The sequence below is a fragment of the Natronococcus sp. A-GB1 genome (assembly GCF_029688845.1).
Classification (GTDB): domain Archaea; phylum Halobacteriota; class Halobacteria; order Halobacteriales; family Natrialbaceae; genus Natronococcus.
Map to the genome: position 1 here is coordinate 1 of NZ_JARUKW010000014.1, position 22,497 is coordinate 22,497.

General features: G+C 64.8%; 22 protein-coding genes. 9 read left to right on the forward strand and 13 right to left on the reverse strand.

Features of this window, described 5'->3' with window-relative positions; translation table 11 throughout:
- The first annotated feature begins 217 nt into the window (after positions 1–217).
- Both QA600_RS15775 and QA600_RS15780 read left to right on the forward strand, forming a co-directional pair.
- Positions 218–676, forward strand: a complete 459-nt coding sequence (locus tag QA600_RS15775) for a hypothetical protein (protein WP_278292909.1) — start codon at positions 218–220, stop codon at positions 674–676.
- A 692-nt stretch (positions 677–1,368) separates the two neighbouring features.
- Positions 1,369–1,947: a hypothetical protein gene (locus QA600_RS15780; RefSeq protein WP_278292910.1), complete on the forward strand. Its 579-nt coding sequence runs from the start codon at positions 1,369–1,371 to the stop codon at positions 1,945–1,947.
- Between the two features lie 154 nt (positions 1,948–2,101).
- Here the strand turns inward: QA600_RS15780 and larC are convergent, their stop codons facing one another.
- Positions 2,102–3,463, reverse strand: coding sequence for a nickel pincer cofactor biosynthesis protein LarC (gene larC / locus QA600_RS15785; RefSeq protein ID WP_278292911.1), 1,362 nt, complete (start codon positions 3,461–3,463; stop codon positions 2,102–2,104).
- 197 nt (positions 3,464–3,660) lie between these two features.
- On the opposite strand from larC, the gene QA600_RS15790 reads away from it, so the two are divergent.
- Both QA600_RS15790 and QA600_RS15795 read left to right on the forward strand, forming a co-directional pair.
- On the forward strand, positions 3,661–5,889 hold the full coding sequence (locus QA600_RS15790) for a CDC48 family AAA ATPase (protein WP_278292912.1): 2,229 nt from the start codon (positions 3,661–3,663) through the stop codon (positions 5,887–5,889).
- A 376-nt stretch (positions 5,890–6,265) separates the two neighbouring features.
- Complete coding sequence (locus tag QA600_RS15795; RefSeq protein WP_278292913.1) at positions 6,266–6,526, forward strand: hypothetical protein; 261 nt, start codon at positions 6,266–6,268, stop codon at positions 6,524–6,526.
- Between the two features lie 9 nt (positions 6,527–6,535).
- Here the strand turns inward: QA600_RS15795 and QA600_RS15800 are convergent, their stop codons facing one another.
- The 7 genes from QA600_RS15800 to QA600_RS15830 form a co-directional block, all read right to left on the reverse strand.
- Positions 6,536–7,459: a DMT family transporter gene (locus QA600_RS15800; protein ID WP_278292914.1), complete on the reverse strand. Its 924-nt coding sequence runs from the start codon at positions 7,457–7,459 to the stop codon at positions 6,536–6,538.
- Between the two features lie 39 nt (positions 7,460–7,498).
- Positions 7,499–7,858, reverse strand: coding sequence for a hypothetical protein (locus tag QA600_RS15805; protein ID WP_278292915.1), 360 nt, complete (start codon positions 7,856–7,858; stop codon positions 7,499–7,501).
- 105 nt (positions 7,859–7,963) lie between these two features.
- On the reverse strand, positions 7,964–9,568 hold the full coding sequence (locus QA600_RS15810; protein ID WP_278292916.1) for an ABC transporter ATP-binding protein: 1,605 nt from the start codon (positions 9,566–9,568) through the stop codon (positions 7,964–7,966).
- Complete coding sequence (locus QA600_RS15815) at positions 9,565–10,842, reverse strand: ABC transporter ATP-binding protein (RefSeq protein WP_278292917.1); 1,278 nt, start codon at positions 10,840–10,842, stop codon at positions 9,565–9,567. Before QA600_RS15815 ends, QA600_RS15810 begins: the two co-directional genes overlap by 4 nt.
- A gap of 1 nt (position 10,843) precedes the next feature.
- Entirely contained in the window at positions 10,844–11,842 is a 999-nt protein-coding gene (locus tag QA600_RS15820; protein WP_278292918.1) for an ABC transporter permease, read from the reverse strand.
- Positions 11,839–12,828 (reverse strand): ABC transporter permease, encoded by a 990-nt coding sequence (locus QA600_RS15825; RefSeq protein WP_278292919.1) that lies wholly within the window; start codon positions 12,826–12,828, stop codon positions 11,839–11,841. Before QA600_RS15825 ends, QA600_RS15820 begins: the two co-directional genes overlap by 4 nt.
- Positions 12,829–12,940: 112 nt before the next feature.
- Positions 12,941–14,518 (reverse strand): ABC transporter substrate-binding protein, encoded by a 1,578-nt coding sequence (locus tag QA600_RS15830; RefSeq protein ID WP_278292920.1) that lies wholly within the window; start codon positions 14,516–14,518, stop codon positions 12,941–12,943.
- 197 nt (positions 14,519–14,715) lie between these two features.
- Between QA600_RS15830 and QA600_RS15835 the strand changes: the two genes are divergently transcribed.
- From QA600_RS15835 to QA600_RS15845, 3 genes are all read left to right on the forward strand, one after another.
- Complete coding sequence (locus QA600_RS15835; RefSeq protein WP_278292921.1) at positions 14,716–15,354, forward strand: ribonuclease H; 639 nt, start codon at positions 14,716–14,718, stop codon at positions 15,352–15,354.
- A gap of 134 nt (positions 15,355–15,488) precedes the next feature.
- Positions 15,489–15,941 (forward strand): DUF2240 family protein, encoded by a 453-nt coding sequence (locus QA600_RS15840; RefSeq protein ID WP_005559297.1) that lies wholly within the window; start codon positions 15,489–15,491, stop codon positions 15,939–15,941.
- 23 nt (positions 15,942–15,964) lie between these two features.
- Positions 15,965–16,351, forward strand: a complete 387-nt coding sequence (locus tag QA600_RS15845; RefSeq protein ID WP_278292923.1) for a hypothetical protein — start codon at positions 15,965–15,967, stop codon at positions 16,349–16,351.
- A 9-nt stretch (positions 16,352–16,360) separates the two neighbouring features.
- Here the strand turns inward: QA600_RS15845 and QA600_RS15850 are convergent, their stop codons facing one another.
- Complete coding sequence (locus QA600_RS15850; RefSeq protein WP_278292924.1) at positions 16,361–17,044, reverse strand: HAD family hydrolase; 684 nt, start codon at positions 17,042–17,044, stop codon at positions 16,361–16,363.
- A gap of 104 nt (positions 17,045–17,148) precedes the next feature.
- On the opposite strand from QA600_RS15850, the gene QA600_RS15855 reads away from it, so the two are divergent.
- Positions 17,149–17,343 (forward strand): hypothetical protein, encoded by a 195-nt coding sequence (locus tag QA600_RS15855; RefSeq protein WP_278292925.1) that lies wholly within the window; start codon positions 17,149–17,151, stop codon positions 17,341–17,343.
- A gap of 88 nt (positions 17,344–17,431) precedes the next feature.
- Here QA600_RS15855 and QA600_RS15860 read toward each other — a convergent pair whose 3' ends face one another.
- The 3 genes from QA600_RS15860 to QA600_RS15870 all read right to left on the reverse strand — a co-directional run bounded on the left by QA600_RS15860 (position 17,432) and on the right by QA600_RS15870 (position 21,376).
- Positions 17,432–19,144 (reverse strand): cation:proton antiporter, encoded by a 1,713-nt coding sequence (locus QA600_RS15860; RefSeq protein ID WP_278292926.1) that lies wholly within the window; start codon positions 19,142–19,144, stop codon positions 17,432–17,434.
- Positions 19,137–20,882 carry a cation:proton antiporter gene (locus QA600_RS15865; protein ID WP_278292927.1) on the reverse strand — a complete coding sequence of 582 codons (1,746 nt, stop codon included), beginning with the start codon at positions 20,880–20,882 and terminating at the stop codon, positions 19,137–19,139. The genes QA600_RS15860 and QA600_RS15865 overlap by 8 nt, the downstream gene beginning before the upstream one ends.
- A 125-nt stretch (positions 20,883–21,007) precedes the next feature.
- Positions 21,008–21,376: a methylglyoxal synthase gene (locus QA600_RS15870; RefSeq protein ID WP_278292928.1), complete on the reverse strand. Its 369-nt coding sequence runs from the start codon at positions 21,374–21,376 to the stop codon at positions 21,008–21,010.
- 85 nt (positions 21,377–21,461) lie between these two features.
- On the opposite strand from QA600_RS15870, the gene QA600_RS15875 reads away from it, so the two are divergent.
- Positions 21,462–21,881 carry a VOC family protein gene (locus QA600_RS15875; protein WP_278292929.1) on the forward strand — a complete coding sequence of 140 codons (420 nt, stop codon included), beginning with the start codon at positions 21,462–21,464 and terminating at the stop codon, positions 21,879–21,881.
- Between the two features lie 13 nt (positions 21,882–21,894).
- On the opposite strand, the gene QA600_RS15880 is transcribed toward QA600_RS15875, so the two are convergent.
- Entirely contained in the window at positions 21,895–22,461 is a 567-nt protein-coding gene (locus QA600_RS15880; protein WP_278292930.1) for a DoxX family protein, read from the reverse strand.
- Between the last annotated feature and the right edge of the window lie 36 nt (positions 22,462–22,497).

Below are 22,497 nucleotides of genomic sequence, written 5' to 3' on the forward strand. Positions count from 1 at the left end.
TAGAAAGCAAGACCGTTTCCGCCCCTCAAAGGGAGGCTTGTCGGACAGTACGATCGGCCACCGTCGAAACGATGGTCGTGGTTTAATACGGGTTCCATGGACGGCCAAAACGAGCACTCACGGGGAGGTGGTGGACACGCCCTAATACTACGGGGCGCCACCGAGAGTCGAAGCCAGTGGCGACGCCACCGACCCGTACGTGCTCGGAGAACAAAAAATGAGCGACGAGAAAACCTACTCACGACGAGGCGTTACGGCACTCGCAGCAGGACTGCTCTTCACCGGCTCCGCCGGGACCGCTGCAGCTGACAGCCATAAGAAAGATAAGAAAGACAAAAAGGACCACGATCGGAAAAAAGACCGACACGGTGGTCAGCAGCAGAGCCAGAACGTGTACCAGTCCAACAAGGCGTACAACAGCGGTAACGCTAAAGCGCGCGCGGGTAAGGGGGGACACGCCCACGCCCAGGGATCCAACGTCCAGGCGAACTGGAACGCACAGCGCCAGCACGGCGGTCGCTGGCGAAGAGGCGGCCAGAAACAGCACCAGAACGTGTACCAGTCGAACAAGGCGTACAACAGCGGTAACGCCAAGGCGACGGCAGGAAAGTACGGAACCGCTAGGGCCTACGGAAACAACGAACAGTACAACTCGAACTCGCAGAGCCAGAGCTAGCGCGAGCAGCCGAGACGGAATCGGCCTCTCGACTGGGTGATGGACGTACTATTCGTTCCGTCCACCCGTATTTTTGAAGCGATCCGGTACAGATACGTCTGGATCAGTCGTCGGTATCACCGAAGAGGCACCGCCAAGTAAGACGAGCGGTGGCCTACGGCAGATCCACTGAAGCGGATCCTCGAGGTCGCGAGACGATTTGTAAGGAACGGTAGCCCTCGAGACCCATCCAGAAAGCGAGGACTGCGGATCTGAAGGCCAAACCGTGAGCGCTGTGGAAATTCGTCTCGAGGCGAGCACTACACCACCGGTACTGTCTCGCCGAGCGCTCTCGCTCGTGTCCGAAGATGCACGACTAGCTACTCGTGGGTATTTCACGAGTTCCGGTATTTCCCACGTCCCTCACCGATCGGGAGCGAGTTGTACCCGCCTACCCGAATTCGGCGGTTCGTTTGAGCGTTCAACTGGCGACTACCGGTGAAACGATTTCCGCTGTTCAAACCGAATCGGGTCGACCGACGAACCAGCGAGGTTCCGATCGAGAGCGCTCGATGTAGACGGAACCGACACGACTCGGCGGAAAGTGAGCGTCGTCCTCCTCGGCGCAGCGTTCACTGTTGCCGTTCCGGAGGAACAGAACCACTCGTAGCCCGTCCGAGAGACGCGAAAGACCAGCCGTCAGAGGCTCTACAATGATCGAAACCGAATTTCCCTGGGGAACGGTAATCCACGGGACCGAGTCGAAAACAGGAGAAACAACCGTCGAGATAACCGTCGAGTCCGAAAACAGCGTCTCCGTCGAGACGATCGCGGCTCCAGACGCGAGGACAGACTTCTTCGATGGGGACGACCCGACCGACGGCAATCGGGACGCCGAGATGGAGACGTTCCAGTGGGGGGCAGTGACTTACGAGAGCGATCCTGACGCCGGCGTAACCGACGTCAGGGTGATCGTCGACGCCGAAGACGACATCGATCTCTCGGTGACCACGATTTCCGGCGGCGCCGAGTCGACCTCGAGGTCGATCGTTCAGACCGACGATTTCGGTGATCGGTTCCCGGGCGACGAAAGCACCGCCGTCTCCCGATCGACCAGCAGCAGCACGTCGGTCTCCCGTTCGACGAACGTCTCACGATCTTCGAAGCTCTCGCAGTCTTCGAGTGTCTCACAGTCGACGAACGTCTCGCAGTCTTCGACCACGTCGTCCGGGGACGACTGGGACGATTCGACCTCGATCCCGATCGACGACACCGGCGACGAGGACGAGTGAACGACCCTACCCTACTCGCTCACGATCGCCGTCGTTCGCTCCTCGAGGGTCCCGAGAAAGCTGCTATCGAAGGCGCTCGAACCGGTCGACCGCGAACGAATCGGCCGGCCGCCGTCGACCGACACTGTCCCGTCGACACTCGGTGACCTCCTCGTCACCGGTCAGTCTCTTCGTCTAGAACGATGGCTTCGGCGCGGCGAGCGATCTCCCGAACCGGGAGGTCGATCGCTCGAGCCACCCGCGCGGCATCGTCGTACTCCGCGCTGACGTCGTACACCTCACCGTCGGCGTCGCTCGCGATCTTGACCGTGATCTCGTGGTGATCGCCCTCGAGGTCGAGCTCGACGGTCTCAAACTCCCGATCGGCGATCCAGCGGTGGGTCGCGCCGGCCTCCCTGACGCCGAGCGTGCCGGTCTCTTCGGCCAGCGTTCGCGCGACCCGCTTCCTGTCTTCGGGTTTGCAGATCACCTTCACGAGGTGGCCGGGTCGAGACTTCTTCATCGTTGCCGGGATGATCGTAACGTCGCGCGCGCCCGCGTCCGCGAGCGTTTCCTGAAGGCCGCCGAGCACCTCCGGCGTCGCGTCGTCGAGGTTCGTCTCGAGGACGGCGATGTCGTCTCGGACGAGTTCGCTGCCGCCGTCACCAACCAGCACTCGGAGCACGTTCGGATGGGGATCGAGATCGTAGCCGCCGGCGCCGTAGCCCGAGGCCTCGAGCTCCAGTGCGGGCAGTGACTCGACGCCGTCGGCGAGGTGGCCCAGGATCGCCGCCCCGGTCGGCGTCAGCAGTTCGACGTCGACGGGACCGCCCCGCAGCGACCAGTCGGCGCGCTCGGCGATCTCGATGACGGCAGGGGTGGGGACGGGGTACTCGCCGTGGCTCATGCCGACGCTGCCGCCGCCGGTCGCCAACGGGGTGGTAACGATCCGCTCAGCCCCGAGATCGTGGACGAGCGCGACCGCGCCGACGACATCGGCGATGGCGTCGTCGGCGCCGACCTCGTGGAAGTGGATCTCCTCGAGGGATTCGCCATGGACGCTCGCCTCGGCCTCACCGAGCAGCTCGAAGATCGCGAGGGCGTCGCGTTCGATCGCTTCGTCGAGACCCATCCCTTCGACGATCTCGCAGACCTCGAGGTAGCTGCGGTGGGGGCCGTGGCCCTCGGCTGGAACCGCGTCGCTCGAGGCGTCGTGATCGTGGACGTGACCGTGGCCATGCTGATCCGGATCGTCGTGGTCGTGGATGTGACCGTGGCCGTGGGACTCCGGGTCCCCTCGATCGTGATCGTGGACATGACCGTGGCTCGAGTCGGAGTCCTCGTCGGCATCGGTCAGAACGACGTCGACGGTGGTCGCCGCGATCCCGCATTTGACGGTGTCGTCGATCCGGTACTCGAGGTCGAGTTCGTTCGTGACGGGCTCGAGGGCGGCCGGATCGGCGCCGGCGTCGAGCAACGTGGCGAGGAGCATGTCGCCACTGGCACCCAGTCGGCCGTCGAACGCGAGCGTGTGCATACTCGTAGGGGCGACTGGTGTGGGCAAAAAGCCACGCCTCTTGCGGGCGAGAGGTGCCCGCGGCCGAAGGCGGTACCTCTATGTGTCTTGCCACCTCAGTTAGATATGGTGACAACTAGCACGGTGTGGGTTCACGGTAGCAAAAAGCCTATCCGGTACCGAATCGGAATCACTGACATCGCCGTCCATCCCGAATCATGAACGAAGTCCAACTGGAGGTTGCGAAAGCGTACCCGAACGACTCGGGTCGCGGTATCGCCCGACTCGACCCGGACACGCTGTTACATCTAAAGCTGAGTCCGGGCGACATCATCGAGATCGAAGGCGCGGATACGACCGCCGCGAAGGTGTGGCGTGCGGATCGACAGGACTGGAACACGGACACCGTCCGGATCGACGGCTTCACCCGACAGAACGCCGACGTCGGTATCGGCGAGCGAGTGACGATCCGGAAGGCCGAGGCGACGAAGGCCGACGAGCTCGTCCTCGCACCCCCCGAGGAGGCGTCGGTCCAGTTCGGTTCCGACGCCGCTGGCATGGTCAAACGCCAGATCCTCAAGCGCCCGGTCGTCGGCCGCGACATCGTCCCCGTGATGAGTTCGACGAACCACCCCTTCATGCGCTCGCCGGGGCAGGCGATCCCGCTGATCGCCGTCGAAACCGAGCCCGAGGGCGTGGTTTTGATCACTGAGGACACCGACGTCGAACTCCGCGAGGAACCCATCAGCGGTTTCGAAAAGACCGGCGGCGGGATCACCTACGAGGACATCGGGGGCCTACAAGACGAGATCCAGCGGGTCCGCGAGATGGTCGAGCTGCCGATGAAACATCCCCAGATCTTCAAGAAACTGGGGATCGAGCCGCCACAGGGCGTCCTGTTGCACGGCCCGCCCGGCACCGGGAAGACCCTGCTCGCCAAGGCGGTGGCCAACGAGACCTCGGCGAGTTTCTTCTCCATCGCCGGACCGGAGATCATCTCGAAGTACTACGGGGAAAGCGAACAGCAACTCAGGGAGATCTTCGAGGACGCAAGCGAGGAGTCGCCCGCGATCATCTTCATCGACGAACTCGACTCCATCGCGCCCAAGCGTGAGGACGTCACCGGCGAGGTCGAACGCCGGGTCGTCGCCCAGCTGCTGACGATGATGGACGGCCTCGAGGCTCGAGGCCAGGTGATCGTCATCGCCGCGACCAACCGGGTCGACAGCGTCGACCCCGCCCTGCGTCGGCCGGGTCGGTTCGACCGCGAGATCGAGATCGGTGTCCCCGACGAGGTGGGTCGCGAGGAGATCCTCCAGATCCACACGCGCGGAATGCCGCTGTCGGACGACGTGGATCTGGCCCACATGGCCGACGAAACCCACGGCTTCGTCGGCGCCGACATCGAGAGTCTGACGAAGGAGGCCGCGATGAAGGCCCTGCGCCGATACCTGCCGGAGATCGATTTGGACGAGGAGGACATCCCGCCGAGCCTGATCGACCGGATGATCGTCAAGCGCCAGGACTTCCGTGGCGCCCTGAACGAGGTCGAACCCTCGGCGATGCGGGAGGTGCTCGTCGAGCTGCCGAAGATCTCCTGGGACGACGTCGGGGGCCTCCACGACGCCCAGGAGCAGGTCCAGGAGTCCGTCGAGTGGCCACTGAACAATCCCGATCGGTTCGAGCGGCTGGGGATCGATCCGCCGGCTGGCGTCTTGCTGTACGGGCCGCCCGGGACGGGGAAGACGCTGATGGCGAAAGCCGTCGCCAACGAGACGAACGCCAACTTCATCTCGGTTCGGGGTCCACAGCTGCTCAGCAAGTGGGTCGGCGAATCCGAGAAGGCGATCCGCCAGACGTTCCGCAAGGCCCGACAGGTGTCGCCGACGGTGATCTTCTTCGACGAACTCGACGCGCTGGCGCCCGGGCGGGGCGGCGAGACCGGTTCGAACGTCTCCGAGCGGGTCGTCAACCAGCTGCTGACCGAACTCGACGGGTTAGAGGAGATGGAGAACGTGATGGTCATCGGCGCGACCAACCGACCCGACATGATCGACCCCGCCCTGTTGCGGTCGGGGCGGTTCGACCGACTGGTGATGATCGGCGAACCCGACGTCGAGGGTCGCGAGCGGATCCTCGACATCCACACCCAGGGGACGCCGCTGGCCGCGGACGTCAACCTCCAGGAGATCGCCGAGATCACCGACGGCTACGTCGGCAGCGACCTCGAGTCGATCGCCCGCGAGGCCGCCATCGAGGCACTGCGCGAGGACCACGAGGCCGACACCGTCGAGATGCGCCACTTCCGCCAGGCCATGGAGAACGTTCGGCCGACGATCACCGACGACATCCTCGACTACTACGAGCGGATCGAAGAGGAGTTCCAGGGCGGCTCGAGCGGCCCGGATCCGACCGGTCGCCGCGGCAGCCGGATCGGGTTCCAGTAGCGACTCGACCCCGTTTTGCTGACGATAGGGTTCGGTTTACGCTCCGTTCGATCGCTACCGACCCGGTTTCCGAACGGTTTCGTTTCCGCGACGACGCCGCGCCGTCGGTCGGTTCGAACGGTTCGACGTTCGTTTCCGGTGGTTCGATCGGTCGTTCGCTCGACTGAACAGTCGGAACCTTTAGCTACACAGTCATATTCTCGATCCGTGGCTCTGAGGACGCGCTGCGAGCGCAACCGCTCTCACCGACCGCGAGTCCGCGTTCGGTTCGGTTCAGTTCGACCCTTATTCGGATGAACCGTATACAACCGGTCGAAACGGTCGCGCCGATATATGTGGCGCCGGGTGGGAACGCGAGACGTGGTCAGGTGTTTCGATGGCTAACTCTTCAACGACCCACGACTCCCGCCCCGAGAGTACCGAGGGACCGGACGGTGATCGGCTCCTCGAGCGACTCGCCCCCCACGTCGCCGACTCCGTTCGGAAGGCCGGCTTCTGGTCGGCGATCGTGCTCCCCTTTCTGTACGTCCCGCTTCTGGCGACCGGCCTGTCGACGGCGACCGAGACCGCCACGTTTCTGGCCCTGCTCGGGCTCAACCTCGCCGCACTCTACGTCGGCCACGCGTACGGTCGGTAGGACGCGCCGTCAGCTCGATCCCCACCGCCTGACCGCGGCGACCTCCTGACCGATCGCGCGACGCTTTACGAGGACGAACCCGCAGGCGATCAGCGCGAACCCGGCGACCGTCGCCGCGTCGATCACCTCGCCGAGGTACAGCCAGCCGACGATCGCCGTGAACACCGGGGCGACATAAGAGACCATGTTGATCTCGACGGCGCCGAGTCGCTCGAGCAGATCGAAGTACAGCAGAAAGCCGAGCGCGCTCGCGACGAGCGAGAGGTACGCGAGCGCGCCGATCGCCTCGAGATCGGCCCAGGCGGCCGGCTCGATCGGTTCGCGGAGGCCGAGGCTCACGAGGTGCATCAGGGCGGCCCCGCCGAGCATCGACCAGGCCTCCATCGTCTCGATCGGCAGATCGGCCTCGAGTCGCCTCGTGAGGACGCTGCCGAGCGCGAACGCCGCGGCCGCACAGAACACCAGCAGCTTCGCGACGGCGTCGGTCGCGAACAGGTTCGACGGGTCGGGCTGGACGACGACGCCGACCCCGACGAGGCCGACGCAGACGCCGGCGACGCCGACGGCCGACAGCGCATCCGACGGAACGAGCGCCCGCGCGAACCCGGTCGTCAACACCGGGGAGAGGCTCACCAGCACCGCCGCGGCGGCGGCGGTCGTGTGTTGCTGGCCGACGAAGAGAAAGACGTGGTAGGCACCGATCAACAGCGCCGCGCCGACCGTGACGGTCGCCCACTCCTCGCGCCCGGTGGGTCGCCAGTGATCGACGGCATAGATCGCGTACCCGAGCATCACGACGCCCGCGATGTCGTAGCGAAGCGCCGCGAACAACACCGGTGGAAAGTGATCGAGCCCCGCACTGATCGCGACGAACGAACTACCCCAGGCGGCGGCAAGAACCAAGAAGAGAGCGAGATTTCGGTAGCGGCTCACGGTCGCCGTTTCGCGGGCGACCTGCTATGCGTTTCGGATCTACAGCAGCGGCTTCTCGCGGATCTCCGGCTCCGATTCGGTCTGCTTGAACTGCTCGAGCAGCGGTCGGATGTCGTCAAACCCCTCCGTCAGGACGATATCGCCGCTTCGGAGGTCGTAGTCGACGATACCGTAATCGGCCAGTCGTGGGAGGTGGTTGTGGATCAGCGAGACGTATACGCGCTGTCTGTCCTCCGAGTCGATCGAGCCGTCCTCGCTGCGCTCCCAGGCGGCGATCTCGGAGACGACGTCCTCGAGGTTTCCCCGCCGCGTCTCGGCTAGCTGGTAGAGGAGGTACCGACGCTCGGACTCGGCCAGCAGCGAACAGGCAGCTTCCATACGAGATGGGGTCTGCGTCATATCTGAGGGAAGCCGCCATTTGTAATTACACCTGCTGCCAAAACGGTTTGGGCCGAGCGAGTGATACTCTCGCATTCGGCTGCTCGAAAAAAAGTGGACGGCCGACTACCGTTCCGGTGCGGGCGCCTCGCGTCGCCCGGCCTCCGCGTCGTAGAGGTGGCAAGCGACGGGGTGGTCGTCGGCCTCGAGAGCCGGGTTTTGCCGCTCGCAGACGCTTTCGTACTCCTCGCGGAGTCGCTCGGCTGCCTCATCCCAGTCGCCGACTGCGACCGACGCCAGCGCGTCCTCGACGACCCCGTCGTGTCGCGGCGGAAGCTCGGTCTCGAGCAGCCGCCCCTTCAGCGCTATCGCGAACGCGTCGGCGTCGGCCGCGGCGACGGTCCCGTCCTCGAGATCGAACTCGTCCTCGTCGCCGACGGTCTCGAGGGAGATATCGCGACTCTCGACGCGCTCACGAAGCGTCATCAGCTTACGGAAGGTATCTTGGTCGATCTCGAGGTCCGCAGGTGGGATCACCTTTGGACATCGGGTCCGGAATCGACAGCCGCTTGGCGGATCCCGCGGCGAGGGAACGTCCCCCGAGAGAGTTTCGCGCTCGCGGTCGCGCTCGTCTGTCGAGGCTCGCGGCACGCTGTCGAGCAACGCCCGCGTGTAGGGGTGTTTCGGGTCCTCGAACAGCTCATCGACGGGCCCGATCTCGACGATCTCGCCGAGGTACATCACGGCGACCCGGTCACAGACGTGGCGGATCACCGAGAGGTCGTGGCTGATCAGCAGGTAGGTGAGATCGAACTCCGTCTGCAGATCGTTGAGCAGATTGAGCACCTGCGCCTGGACCGAGACGTCCAGCGCCGAGGTCGGCTCGTCGAGCACCATGAACTCCGGCTCGAGCGCGAGCGCCCGGGCGATGCCGATGCGCTGGCGCTGGCCGCCCGAGAACTCGTGAGGGTAGCGATCGAGCTGGTCGACCGAGAGCCCGACCCGCTCGAGGAGGTCCCGTGCGCGGTCGAGCCGGAGCTGTTTCGTCGAACGGCCGACCGAAACGTGGACTTCGATCCCGTCGCCGCGCTCGACGTCGATCGAGAGATCCTCGGCGACCTCCGCGACGGCGCCCTCGGCTTCGGCGACGCCCCGTTCGTTGGGGTCGACGTCGCCCGCGACGTCGCTCGAGCGGACGGTGACGTGGACCGTCGCGACCCCGTCGACCGGCGAAACGAGCTTGTCGACGTCGTCGTCGACGGTCACCGAGACGATATCCGCGGAGATGCCGTCGGTTCGCAACTCGGCGCGGCTCTCGACGTCGGCGTCGGTCCAGGGCCAGTCGTGGATCTCGAGTGGCTGGGTGACGATCCCGCCGATCGTCATCCGGGGATCCAGACTCGAGAACGGGTCCTGGAAGACGACCTGGGCATCCCGTCGGAACTCGGTCAGCGACTTGCCCTCGAGGTCGTAGACGCTCTTTCCGTCGAAGGCGACGTCGCCGTCGGTCGGCTCCTGGAGGCGAAGGACCGTCTCGCCCGTCGTCGACTTCCCGCAGCCGGACTCGCCGACGAGCCCGAGCGTTTCGCCGGGTTGGATGTCGAAACTCACACCGTCGACGGCCCGGACGGGGACTGGATCGTCGCCAAGCAGTCGATCGAGGACGGAGTCGTTCTCCCAGAAGTACTTCTGGAGCCCGTCGACCCGGACGAGAGGGTTGTCGGCGCTCATCGCCGCTCACCCCCCGAGCTCTCGACGGTCGACTCTGCCCGCTCGGGCTGGACGTCGTCCTCGAACCCGTCGGGGTCGGCGTGTTTGTCGACCGCCGTCCGGTCGTCCTTCCCGAAGTAGTCGGCCGACAGTGCGCGCGCCTCGGAGTACTCCTGGGTTGCGAGGACACAGCGCACCTCGTGTTCGTCGGTACCCCTCCCCTCGTACTCCGGAGGATGAGAGAGGCAGTCCTCCATCGCCTTCGGACAGCGATCCGCGAAGTAACACTGATCCGGCATCTCGTGGTCGAGCAGGCTCGGCACGTTGCCCGGAATCGGCTCGAGTCGATCCCCTGCACTCTCAAGGTCAGGAATCGACCCGAGCAACCCCTCAGTGTAAGGGTGGACGTGGTCGTCGAAGACGTCTTCGAGCGTGCCCCGCTCGACAATCTCGCCGGCGTACATGACGCCGACGCGGTTGCACATCCGGGCGACGACGCCCAGGTTGTGCGTGATCAGCAGGATCGTCATGCCGGTCTCGTCCTGTAAGTCGTCGAGCAGGTCGAGCACCTGGGCCTGGATCGTTACGTCCAGAGCCGTCGTGGGCTCGTCGGCGACCAGGATGTCGGGCTCGCCGGCCAACGCCTGAGCGATCATCGCCCGCTGGAGCATCCCCCCGGAGTACTCGTGGGGGTACTCGTCGGCCCGCTCGACGGGGTCGGGGATGCCGACTAGCTCGAGCAGTTCGATCGCCCGCTCGCGGCTGGCCTCGCTGACGTACTTCTTCGAGGGTAACACCGTCGAGAGCATGAGCGTGCCAAGCGAGTACTCCTGGGTCTTCGCCCGTGTCGACCGGGGGTTCGCGCTCGCCCGCTGTTGGACTTCGACGGCCTCGGCGATCTGTTCGCCGACGGTGAGGCTCGGGTTGAAGCTGCTTTCGGGATCTTGGAAGATCATGCTGAACGACGAGCCCCGAAGCGACCGCCGGACCCGCTTTGGCACCTCGAGCAAGTTCACGAACGAGCCGTCGACGGCCTCGGGGTGGTCGCCGGCGACCGCCTCGGCGAGGTCGGGTTCGTTGAACCAGATCTCGCCATCGGTGATCTCGCCCGGCGACTCGATGAGGTCGATCACCGATCGGGCCGTGACGCTCTTCCCGCTGCCACTCTCGCCGACGATCCCGACCACCTCGCCCCGTTCGATCCGGAGGTCGAGGTCCGAGACCGCGTTTACCTGTCCCTGTTCCGTGAAGAATCGCGTCGATAGTCCGTTTACGCGGAGAATATCCTCTGTCATGTTAGGCACCCCCTCCTTCGCCCTCGATGTTCGGATCTAGCGAGTCCCGGAGCCAGTCACCGAGGAGGTTGATACTGATCACCGACAGCACGATCCCGATTCCGGGGACCGTCGAGACCCACCAGGCCGTTCGGAGGTAGTCCTGGCCCTGCTGGATCTCGTACCCCCACGAGAGGGTCGTCCCCGAAAAGCCCAGGTACGACAGCGAACTCTCGAGGAGAATGATCGCGGCGACCTGAATCGTCGCGAGCACGATCACCGGCGTCAGGCTGTTCGGCAGCACGTGTTTGAGCAGGATCGTTGCGTTGCTCGCGCCGAGGCTACGCGCGGCCTTGACATACTCCTCGTTGCGGATCGCCATCGCCTCCCCGCGGGCGACCCGGGCGAACCACACCCACGTGACGAGCCCGACCACGACGGTTATCGTCCCGGGCAATATCGTCGCCGAGGGCATCCCCTCGGCGAAGCCGGCCGTCACGATCGGGTCGGGGACGGGTATCGACATCGAGCCGAACACGCCGATCAGCGCCAGCGCCAGCACGAGCGACGGGAACGCGAGCATGACGTCCGCGACGCGCATCATTGCGTCGTCGACCCGGCCCCCATAGTAGCCGGACACCAGCCCGAACGGGACGCCCATCACCACCGCGAGCCCGGTTCCGAGTATCCCCACGAGTAGGGAGGTGCGGGCGCCGTACAGTAGCCGCGAGAAGACGTCCTGTCCGACGTTGTTCGTGCCGAGGTAGTGGTCGGTCGAGTACTCGACCGAGTAGGGCTCGCGCTCGCCGTCGACGACCTCGTAGGAGTCGTAACTGGTCCCTATCGGTGGGTAGGAGTTGCCGTCGTCGAAGTGGCCCGTCGTGTTGGGGTTGTGCGTCGCGAGGACGGGAGCGAAAAGCGCCATCAACACGACAACGACGAGGATCGCGAGCCCGAGTTTCGGAAGCAGGTTTCGCCGGAACTCCTGTCTGAGGTTAGATTTGATTCGGTCCGAAATCATTCGTCTAGCACCCGCGGGTTGAGCTTCGCGTAGATCGCGTCGACGCCGATATTGATGATCACGTAGCTAACACCGATGAAGATAATGATGCCCTGAATGAGCGGCCAGTCCAGGTTGTGTATCGCGCTGATGAGCCGCAGCCCGAGGCCGGGCCAGGAGAAGACGGTCTCCGTGACGACCGCGCCGCCGATCAAGGTGCCAAGCTGCAGTCCCAGCACCGTGATGATCGGAATCATCGTGTTCCGGAGGACGTGTTTGTACCGGACCAGCGTCTCGGGAATCCCCTTGGCCTCGGTCGCGGTCACGTACGGCTTCCCGTACTCGTCGAGCATACCGCTTCTGGTCAGTCGGGTGATCAACGCGGTGAAGTACGTTCCCAGGGTGACCGCCGGGAGGATGATGTGGTGGAGCCAGGTGAGCAGATCGCCGACGTAAAACGTCGTCAGGAACGTCCACAAGGCGTCGTGGAACGCCACCGGGCGACGGCCCGTCGGGAACACGTCCAGCTGAACGGCCAGCAGCAGGATCAACATGATCCCCAGCCAGAAGTTCGGCGTACTGATCCCCAGGAGCGAGAACGACGTCGCACCGTAGTCGGCGGGCTCGTTGCGACGGGTTCCGCTGATGACCCCGAGCGGGATCGCGATCACGAGTGCGACGATCGTCGCTGCGATCGCAAGCTCTAGCGTCGCGGGAACGCGCTCTATGACCATCGTTGAGACCGGGCGGCTCGCCTGGTAGGAGTAGCCCAGGTCTCCAACTAGTAGGTCCTGCAAGTAGTCGGCGTACTGTACGTAGATCGGTTGATCCAGTCCCAGTTCCTGTCGGATCCGTTCACGGGTTGCCTGGTCGACGGCCGGGTCGACGATCAGGTTGACCGGGTCGCCGGGCGTCACTGCCCGGAGCCCGAACAACACTGTCACGACCCCCCAGACGACGAGGATCCCCTGCAAGGTCCGCTTGAGCAAGAATTTTCCAAAAGCCATTGGTATGTCGATCGAACGCCGTTAGACGTATCGGTAGCCGAATTTTTTGCCAGGAGTATGTGGTTCTTCCGGAACAGCGATCTGAAACGTTTCTACCCCTCCCTTCGGAGTCTCAGCTATCGAGCTCCCAGAGGTAGATGCTCTCGTCGGTCCGGGGCTCCCAGTCGAGGTCCTCGCGGACCCCGTAGACGCTGTCCTGGGAGTGGAGGAACACCCACGGCGCCTCCTCCCGGAGCTCCTCGTTGATCTCCTGGAGCTGCTGTTCGCGTTCGTCCTCGTCCTCGATCGTCTGGCTCTCGAGGATCGCCTCGGAGATCTCCTCGTTGCGAAGCGTCTCCTGTGGTGCCTCCTCGACGAAGAACGGTGCGAGCCCGTAGTCGGAGTCGCCCGTGATGACGCCCCAGCCGATCAGGAAGAACGGCATCTCCTCGTCGTCGTAGCCGGCGCTGTTGGCGTCGGAGATGTCCGGAAACGGTGCGGTGTCGAAGCTACAGTCGACGTTGTCGAGCTGGTCGATCTGGTCGGCAGCCATCTGGGCGACGTCGGCGTCGTTGAGGTACCGGCCCTCCGGGGAGTACAGCGTGATCTCCTCGCCCGCGTAGCCGCTCTCCTCGACCAGCTCCTCGGCCTGCTCTAAGTCCTGCTCGTAGGTGTCGAGGTCCGGGTTGTGGCCGAACACACCATCGGGAATCGGCTGGGTCATCGCCTCGCCGTACCCGCCCAGCGCGTCGGAGATGATTCCCTCGTTGTCGACGGCGTAGTTCATCGCCTGGCGGAACTCGGTGCTGTCGAACGGCTCGACGCCCGATTTCATCACGAGGAAGACGTTCCGGAGGCTGGTCTCTTCGCGAATCTCGACGCCGTCGGCATCGTCGACGCCCGGCACGTCCTCGGGAATGATGTTGTCGACGATGTCGCTCTCGCCGGTTTCCAGCGCGTTCGCGCGACCGCTGGACTCGCCGTCCTGGTTGAAGACGACCCGTTCGAGGGTCGCTTCGTCACCCCAGTAGTCCTCGAACGGCTCGAGGACGACCTGGACGTCCGGCTCGTACTCGACGACCTCGTAGGGACCGGTGCCGTTGAACGCCTCCTCGTCGTCGCCGGCGACGGGCTGTTCCTGATCCTCGATCCACTCCTGGTTGACGACGCGGCCGTAGTTGGCGTACTCGAACTCCGCCAGCGACGGCGCGACCTCGTGTTCCAGGAGAACGGTCGTGTCGTCGAGCGCCTCCGCGTTGTCGATCGCGCCCAGCCCGGCTGCCTGGTCGCTCTCGATGCCGAGATCGGGGTCGATCATCCGGTTGAACGTGTAGGCAACGTCCTCGGCGGTCATCTCGTCGCCGTTGTGGAAGACGACGTCGTCCCGAAGCGTAAGCTCGGCGCCCTCGTCGGTGTCCTCCCACTCCTCGACGACACGGGGTTCGAACTCGAACTCCGGCGTCACGTTGAACAGCGGTTCGTAGACCGGATCGAGGACGTTGAAGTACGGTCCCGTGATATGGTCGTTGGGATCCGGGTTCTCGATGATCTCCCCCTGCGTGATCACGATCTCGTCTAGGTCGTCGTCGTCGTCGCCCTCGGGGTCGTCGAGACAGCCCGCGATGGCGCCCAGACCGGCCGTTGCACCGATTACGCCGGTGGCCTTCAGCACGGATCGCCGACCGGAGTACAGGTTGTCAGCACCCTTCATACCCTATGAAATAGGTGTATGCAATATAAAGGTTGGTTGTTTGTTACGCGGTTTTGGGCCAGATCCGTTCAGGTATCGACAGCAGAAAGCGATACTGCACAACTATTTACAACGGAGCTCGAGTTTGCAACCATCGTTCGACTGCTCCGGCTGATACCGGCCGCAAGCTTAAGTGAGCTAGATAACCTACATCCAGTATGGCCGCTCACGGCCGGTCTGCCCTGCGGGACCTGTTCGACGAGTCGCCCACGCCCCACATCGCCCACCCTCCACGAACCCACCACCGCGACTTCTACGTCGCTACCGATGGGTCGTTCCGCGAGTCGGGTGGTGGCCTGGGCGCCGTCATCGAAACGCGCGACGGCACCCGCGTCGCTCGGATCGCGACCGCGGACGCGCCGCCGGACAACAACGTCGCCGAGTACCGAGCGCTACATCTCGGTCTCGACGTACTGGCGGCTCGAGCCCCGGCGGACGCTCGAGTTGGCGTTCTCATCGATCACGACGCCCTCGCCAGCAACGTCAACAACACCGTCCTCGCCATCGGTCACCCCGATCGGAAGCCGCCACAGCCGATCTCGGTACCGACGGCGACACGGTATCACTGGCGCGGGATTCAGGCACGACTCAACGGATTCGCTGAGATCCGCGCCGCACGGATCGACAGCGATCAGAACCCCGCTCATCCGCTCGCGAACGCGCCGGCACAGTACCAGCACGTCAACCGCGAACCCGACCGCTGTGTTCTCCCCGAACCGCCGGAGGCGACCGCACCGGCCGAGTTCCCGCCACCCTCCCGCGCCGACCGCAACGGGGGAGGTCGCGCCTCGGACTGATACGGTTTACTGTACGTCAGTACCGGCGCAACCGCGACCCGTGCGGCGGTTGCGCCGGGACATCGTTGCAGCAATCCGTATGAGCCCGGCCGGAACCGCCACCGTTTTTCCGTCCCTCGAGAGAGTCGTCCTCGATGAGTCTTCGCGTCGCCGTCGCAGCCCCCTTCATCCAGCACGGAACCGACCGCCTGCAGGAACACGCCGTCGTCGTCGCGCTCTCGCTGGATCGCGACTGGTTCTCGCCCGATCAGGCGAAGCGGCTGATCGACGTCGCGACCCAGGAGGGGCTGCTCGACCACGAGGACGGCGACCTCGTCGCCGCCTTCGATCCGACCGACGTTCGGATCCCCGAGGAGTTCGTCCCCGACGAGGACCTGCTTCGGGAACGGTCGGCGTTCGAGCGGGTTCTCGACGGTCTCGTCGCCGAGGGCGTCGAGAAACACGAGGCAGTCGGCGCGATAAACGGTCTGCAGGGAGAGCTGGGGGTGACGATTGAAACTGCGGCCGTCGTCTACGCTCGCCGCCGGGGGATCGACGTCTCCGAACTCGTCCCGGTCGCTCGCTCGGCGCTGATCGAAGAGCGTTAGGTTGCCGACGACCGACCTCGGCCATGGTCGAGGAACGAACCACCGACGGCCGACGGATCGCCGAACTGCTCGCCTCGGAGCTCGACGGGCGCGAGGACGGGGCACTGGAGAGCGTTTCGGTCACGGACGCAGACCGGAACGTCGAGCCGTCGGCCGACGGCGCGCGGGCGTACGACCTCGTCGCCGGAACGGAAGCCGACCGAATCGCCCGGGTGTTCGTCCACCCGGATCGACTCCGACTCGAGTTCGAGCGCGGGCAGGAGCTCGCGGCCGAGACGGCGACGAACCTCGAGTTGCGCGTCCGACCGAAGGCGTCACAACCCCCGAAAACGCTGGTGTTCGTCGAGAGCGGCGCTGCGGTAAAACGAGCGACCGACGTCGTCGACGCCGTCGTCGACGCCGACGCCTGACCCTGAGCGCTACGATCCGCTCGTCGAGTTCGTCCCCTCGAGCGCGGCGACCGCCTCGGGGACCGCCGTCGCGACGGCCTCCTGTTCGACGTGGGCGGCCGCACGCGGGTCGGGCTCGGGGCCGTCCTCAAGCAGGATCTGGATCGCGGTCATCCCGGCTCCGGTCGCACCCTCGACGTCGGCCTCGACCTCGTCGCCGACGTACACCGTTCGTTCGGGATCGACGGCGAGTTCGTCCGCGATCGCCTCGAAGGCGCGGACGTCGGGCTTGCCGGCCTCGAGTTCACCCGTGACGAGCGCCGCGTCGAAGGCGTCCTCCCAGCCCAGCGTCTCGAGTTTATCCCGCTGGGCGCGGACGGGACCGTTTGTCAACAGTCCGATTCGGTAGCGCTCGTGTAGCGTCGCGAGCATGGACTCGACGCCCGGCAGGGGCTCGAGGTCGGCGGCGATCTCCTCGCGGTAGGCCGCGGCGACCTCGGCCGGCTCGGCCTCGGTCTCCCGGTCCTCGAGCAGCTCGGTGAAGATCGGTTCCCGGGTTTCCTGCGTGAGGTTCCGGCGATGGGCCTCGAGGTAGTCGGCTCGGGACAGTTCGGGTGCGCCGGCGGCGTCGGTCGCCGCCTCGAGGATCGTCGTCCGATCCCGCTGGGGAACCGCGAGCGTGTAATCGAGGTCGAAGACGACCGCCTGTAACATATCCGACCGAAGGGGTTCGACTCGTTTGAAGCTACCGTTCGGTCGGAGCCCGCCGGGCGGCGCGAAAGGCCGGATTTACTAGCGGGTCCGCCGTATCGACGACTATGCTCGACTCAGTCGCCGCCGCCGATCTCGTTCGAAACCTCGGAATTTACGCCGTTGGGGTCGGACTCGCCGTGTTCGGAGCGCTCGCGCTCGCCGACGCGATAGAACTGTCCGGACTCCTCGCGATGGTGCTGTTCGTCGGCGGGCTCGCGCTCGTCGTCGTCGTCCACGAGTACCTCGGGGGTCCCGTCTGAGGACTCGAACGAACTCCTGTACGACGTTTCCGAAAGCGAGCGCAACCAGTCGCGTGGTCGCCCTAATAACTAGTTCCAGTAAACCGTCTCAGCCGTCGCTGAACCGCGTGGCGAACCCGTAGCGCTCGAGCGTGGCGAGGGTGTCCCGGTGTTCTTCTCGGAGCGTCTCCCGCGAGCGCTCGTCCGCGACCACCGTCTCGACGGTCTCGACGAGCTGATCCGCCGCGAGGACGTTCGGAACGTTGACGAACGTCGCTCCCTCGTCGAGCAGTTCGCGACCCTCCCGCGAGGTTTCGGCCCGGAGGATCGTATCGCAGTCCGCCTGCTCGAGGATCGCATCCGAGACGGGTCGGTGCTCGACGGTCGAGACGACGAGCGACGCCGCGTCGACGTTCGCTTTCTGCCAGGGGTACCGAGCCATCGCGTCACCGAGCACGTAGTTGCGACACTCGGCGCGGAGGTCGTCCCAGATGACCGGGTCGTTCTCGATGACGACGTACTCCGCGTCGATCCGTTCGAACGTCTCGACGAGCCACCGGCCCTGGCGTCCGTAGCCGACCAGAACGATGTGATCCTCGAGCCCGTCTCTGACGTAGCTGCGCTCGTCGATCTTTCTGGTCTGGCGCCTGCCGACGAACCGGTTGACGACCCGCTCGTACACGGCGTCCTCGTAGCGTCTGGCGACCGAGGTGAGGATCATCGTGACCGCCGCGGCGAGGATGATCGCGTCGAACAGGGTCGGGGCGATGGTTCCGAGAAGCAGCGCCTGAATCGCGATGACGAGTGAAAGCTCGCTGACCTGGTTCAGGCTCGAGCTGGCGAGATAGCCCGTGCGGGCGTCGTACCCTTCGTACGTGAAGGCGAGCATGAGGACGATCGGATTGACGACGAGCACGAGACCGACGAGCGCGAGCGCGATGGTCGCCATCTCGACGGTGGGAAACTGGACGAGCGCGCCCACGGTGACGAAGAAAATGGCGACGAAGAAGTCCCTGATCGAGCTGATCCCGTTTCGAACGCCGAGCGACTCGGCGCCCTCGCTGCGGACGGCGATCCCGGCCGCGAACGCGCCGACGACGATCGAGATACCGACATACTCCGCGGCGGCGATGAAGCCGATGAGAATCGAGATGCTCCCCATCAGGACGAGTTCCTCGACGCCATCGGCCAGCCGAATCAGGAGCGGGAACCCGTGGCGATAGATGAGCAGCGCCGCGATCAGAAACAGGACGCCGTACCCGATCTGTGACGTAACGACGTCCGCGGTAAACGCCTCGGCCGAGAGGATCAGGATGAGCCCGATCGCGACGAGGTCGTCGAAGAAGTGGATCGAGTTGGCGAGCCGTCCGTGGACGAGGTTGTCGCGGATCTCCGTCTCGAGCAGTCCGGCGCCGACGATCGTCGAGCTCAGGGTCGCCGCGGCGCTGAAGTAGATCGCGTTTCTGACGGGATCGGCGAAGCCGGACCACTCGCCGAAGAGGTAGCCGATGACGAACGCGATCGGCGCGACGACAACCAACAGCGTGATCGCCGCCCCCTCGCCGTCCCTGATAACGGATCGGAGCGCGTCGAACTCGACGCGGATACCGAAGACGAACACCAGGAAGGCGATTCCCCACTGGGCGAGTTCGACGAGATCGGTCTGCTCGATCGTGACCACTCCCATCTCGCCAGCGAAGCCGACGATCAGGCCCGCGATGATGTAAAACGGGATCGGCGAGAGTCCGAAGTGGTTCGCGAACAGCAACAGGATCCCGGCGGTAACGAAGACGACCGAGAGGGCGATGACCAGCTCAGCCATCGGTCTCACCTCTGCTCTCGGCTCGCGCCGATTCCGGTTGCAGTTCGTCCGCTTCGATACGCCCCTCGCGTCGAATCCGCTCGATATCTTGCTCGATGGCGTCCATGAAGGCTGCTCGGTCGGTGACGTACTGCTCGAGGAACTCGCTCAGCTTTTCGGCGGTCAGGTACGTGCTCATGATGACGTACGCCGCGCCGCGATCGTAGAGCTCGCGAGCATCGTCGATCCGCTCGGCCTCGACGAACACCGTCGCGTCGTCCGGAGCTTCGTCCAGGACAGCCTTGTTGACGTCGACCTGAACGCTCGAGCTCAGGACGAAGCTCGCGTTCTTCAAGTTCGCCGCCTTTCGGACCTCGCCGTGGCGGAAGTCCCCGAAGATGTGGTCGTAGCGTCCCTCGCGTTCGATCTCGTCGATATGTTCGGTCTTGCGGTCGATGACGACAACGGTCCCGTACCGCTCCTCGAGGACCGGAAGCGCTCGCTCGGTGACCTCGTCGTATCCGATCGCGATGGCGTGGTTCTTGTACTCCGCAAGGTCGGTGTCGATCTTCTCCTCGGACTCGAACCGACTGAACCACGGCTTCACCCAGCGGTAGATCGTGTGGTTGTACGAGATGATGTACGTGGAGACGCTCATCGTCAGCAGCGCCATCAGGCTCAGGTAGCCCAGCACGTCGGAGTCGATGTACCCCTGTGCAAAGGCAAGCGCGCCGACGACCAGGGAGAACTCGCTGACCTGGACCATGTTGATCGAGCCCAGGAACGAGGTCTCGACGCTGAAGCCCTCCCGGTCGATGAGGTAGAACATGATCCAGAAGTTGCCGACCATCAACACCAGCGAGGCGATGATCGCCTCCTGCCAGTAGGCCAGCAGAGCGCTGACGCCCTCGATCTGGAGCCCGATGCTCGCGAAGAACACGAGGATGAAGAAGTCGGTAATCGGCGTGATCCGATCCTCGAGTTCCTTGCTGTAGGGGAGCTGTGCGAGGCTGATCCCCGCCAGGAACGCGCCGACCTCGACGGAGAGATCGAACCCTTCCGCGATCGCGATAAAGAGAAACGCCCAGGCGATCGCGACGATCAGGAAGACGTCCTTGTTGTTGGCGATCCGCCGGAAGACCCGCGGCAGGAGGTAGCGCGAGGAAGCGATCGAGAAGAGGCCGATGAAGCCCATCATGACGAAGATCACGGCGAGCGTCGTGGCGATCTCGCCCGCGTTGTCGAGCGAGTCGGCGCTGAAAAGCGCCAGTACGACCACGAGGTAGATGTCCTGAACGATGAGCACCCCGACGTCGATCTTCCCGGGCAGCGACGTGATCTCGTCCTTGTCGGTGAGCACCTTGACGATGATCGGCGTCGCGCCGAAGACGGTCGCCAGCGCAATGACGAGCACCTCGGTCGTGCCGAAGCCGAGGACGAGCGCGACCAGGAACGCGAGCGCGGTCTGGAGCACCGTCTGTCCGATCGCGACGTTCGTGATCGGACGGAGGATCTCCCGGATGTCCTCGAAGCGCATCTTCATCCCCAGCAAGAACAGCAGAAAGCCGAGCCCGAGTTCGGCCATCAGGTCGACGAGCCCCTCGTCGGTGACGACGTCGAACATCACCGGACCGAGGATGATTCCGGTCAGAATGTAGGCGATGATCGTCGGCTGGCCCGTCTGCCGGGCGATCAGTCCGACGGCTGTGGCGACGACGATGATGATAGCGAAGTCGGCGGCGAGCGCGATCTCACTCATTTCGGGCCACGTCGTCTCCGTGTTTGCACAGTCCGGTTTTATGTATTGTGTTCCGATCGTGCAACCAGCCTGCGGGCGATCCAGTCCGCAGACGATCGATCCTGGACGACCGGAATCGACCGCGGCTACCCGGCGAGTCCCTCGATGAGGAACTCCGCCGAGGCGAGATTCGTCGCGATCGCCGTGTCGTGGACGTCACAGATCCGCAACAGCGCCGAGATGTCGGGCTCGTGAGGCTGGGCACGAAGCGGATCCCGTAGAAAGACGATTCCGTCGAGCCTGCCCTCGGCGACCTCCGAGCCGATCATCAGGTCGCCGCCGAGCGGACCCGACTGCTTGCGATCGATCTCGAGGTCGGCCTCCTCCATCAGTCGCTTTCCGGTGGTTCCGGTCGCGATCAGCTCGTACTCCTGGAGCTGGTCCTCGTGGTTCTGTGCGAATTCGATCAGGTCCGATTTCTTCTCGTCGTGGGCGATGAGTGCGACGCGTGTCATAGGCCGGTATTGTCACAGGGAACCATAACGCTGGCCGAACCGGAGAACGGAAGCGCTTTTGGGAGTCGATCGTACGAACGACACCATGACGGAACTCAGTGCACACCACGTCGGTGTCACCGTCGACGATCTCGAGGAGACGCTCCCGTTCTACCGCGACGTCCTCGGACTCGAGGTGCTCGACCGGTTCTCGGTCGAGGGTAAGGCCTTTGCCGACGCCGTCGGCGTCGACGGCGCGGGCGCCGACTTCGTCCACCTCGATGCGAACGGCGTCCGCCTCGAGCTCGTCGAGTACGACTCCGAAGCCAACCCCCGATCGACACCGGAACTCGACGAGCCGGGCGCGACCCACGTCGGTCTCGCGGTCGCGGACCTCGAGGGGTTCTACGCCGACCTGCCCGAGGACGTGCCGACGATCAGCGAGCCCCGGACGACCGCGAGCGGGACGTCGATCTGCTTTCTCCGGGATCCGGAGGGGAACCTCGTCGAAGTACTGGAAACGTAACGTAAAGAGGAGCTTAGCTCAGCAGGAACCGGAGCTTCGGGAAGCGCTCGACGAGCGCCTCGCCGCCGACCTGGATCCGCGCGATGTAGCGGTCCAGCCCGAGGATCCGGCCCGCGCCGAACGCCGCCAGCGCCAGGAAAACGACGGCGTAGATCAGCGTGTAGTCGAACGCCGCGAGCCAGGCGCCCTCCCAGCCGCCGAGGTAGAACATGCTCATCTGGATGGCTCCCCCCAGGGCGGCCAGCCGGACGAACGCGCCCGCGATCAGCGCCACACCGATCAGCACCTGCGTAACCGGAACGACGACGTTGATGACCTCGAGCACCATCGCGTTACCCGCCATCGCGGCGTACAGCCCGCTGACGGGGCTGGTGGGGTCGACGCCGTGGACCAGGAAGCCGCTTGCATCGAACGCCTCACCGCCGACGAACGCGAACTTCCCCAGCCCGGCGAGCAGCATCATTCCGCCCATCACGAACCGCAGGGCGACGACGAACCACGCGCTGAGCGCGTGGGGTTCGCCGAGGAGGTCGATCCCCCCGTATCGGCTCTCGAGCCGGTTTCGAGTTGTTGTAGACATTGTTGGTCACCGTTACAGTTTACCGTTGGCCACCCA

Excerpts from the sequence above, each read along its gene's own strand:
- QA600_RS15835 (WP_278292921.1), top strand. The coding sequence starts at position 14,716 with ATGGCCGCTCACGGCCGGTCTGCCCTGCGGGACCTGTTCGACGAGTCG.
- QA600_RS15805 (WP_278292915.1), bottom strand. The coding sequence starts at position 7,858 with ATGACGCAGACCCCATCTCGTATGGAAGCTGCCTGTTCGCTGCTGGCC.
- QA600_RS15795 (WP_278292913.1), top strand. The coding sequence starts at position 6,266 with ATGGCTAACTCTTCAACGACCCACGACTCCCGCCCCGAGAGTACCGAG.
- QA600_RS15820 (WP_278292918.1), bottom strand. The coding sequence starts at position 11,842 with ATGATTTCGGACCGAATCAAATCTAACCTCAGACAGGAGTTCCGGCGA.
- QA600_RS15850 (WP_278292924.1), bottom strand. The coding sequence starts at position 17,044 with ATGTTACAGGCGGTCGTCTTCGACCTCGATTACACGCTCGCGGTTCCC.
- QA600_RS15860 (WP_278292926.1), bottom strand. The coding sequence starts at position 19,144 with ATGGCTGAGCTGGTCATCGCCCTCTCGGTCGTCTTCGTTACCGCCGGG.
- QA600_RS15875 (WP_278292929.1), top strand. The coding sequence starts at position 21,462 with ATGACGGAACTCAGTGCACACCACGTCGGTGTCACCGTCGACGATCTC.
- QA600_RS15825 (WP_278292919.1), bottom strand. The coding sequence starts at position 12,828 with ATGGCTTTTGGAAAATTCTTGCTCAAGCGGACCTTGCAGGGGATCCTC.
- QA600_RS15845 (WP_278292923.1), top strand. The coding sequence starts at position 15,965 with ATGGTCGAGGAACGAACCACCGACGGCCGACGGATCGCCGAACTGCTC.
- QA600_RS15880 (WP_278292930.1), bottom strand. The coding sequence starts at position 22,461 with ATGTCTACAACAACTCGAAACCGGCTCGAGAGCCGATACGGGGGGATC.
- QA600_RS15815 (WP_278292917.1), bottom strand. The coding sequence starts at position 10,842 with ATGACAGAGGATATTCTCCGCGTAAACGGACTATCGACGCGATTCTTC.
- QA600_RS15830 (WP_278292920.1), bottom strand. The coding sequence starts at position 14,518 with ATGAAGGGTGCTGACAACCTGTACTCCGGTCGGCGATCCGTGCTGAAG.
- QA600_RS15855 (WP_278292925.1), top strand. The coding sequence starts at position 17,149 with ATGCTCGACTCAGTCGCCGCCGCCGATCTCGTTCGAAACCTCGGAATT.
- QA600_RS15775 (WP_278292909.1), top strand. The coding sequence starts at position 218 with ATGAGCGACGAGAAAACCTACTCACGACGAGGCGTTACGGCACTCGCA.
- QA600_RS15870 (WP_278292928.1), bottom strand. The coding sequence starts at position 21,376 with ATGACACGCGTCGCACTCATCGCCCACGACGAGAAGAAATCGGACCTG.
- QA600_RS15780 (WP_278292910.1), top strand. The coding sequence starts at position 1,369 with ATGATCGAAACCGAATTTCCCTGGGGAACGGTAATCCACGGGACCGAG.
- QA600_RS15810 (WP_278292916.1), bottom strand. The coding sequence starts at position 9,568 with ATGAGCGCCGACAACCCTCTCGTCCGGGTCGACGGGCTCCAGAAGTAC.
- QA600_RS15840 (WP_005559297.1), top strand. The coding sequence starts at position 15,489 with ATGAGTCTTCGCGTCGCCGTCGCAGCCCCCTTCATCCAGCACGGAACC.
- QA600_RS15865 (WP_278292927.1), bottom strand. The coding sequence starts at position 20,882 with ATGAGTGAGATCGCGCTCGCCGCCGACTTCGCTATCATCATCGTCGTC.
- QA600_RS15790 (WP_278292912.1), top strand. The coding sequence starts at position 3,661 with ATGAACGAAGTCCAACTGGAGGTTGCGAAAGCGTACCCGAACGACTCG.
- larC (WP_278292911.1), bottom strand. The coding sequence starts at position 3,463 with ATGCACACGCTCGCGTTCGACGGCCGACTGGGTGCCAGTGGCGACATG.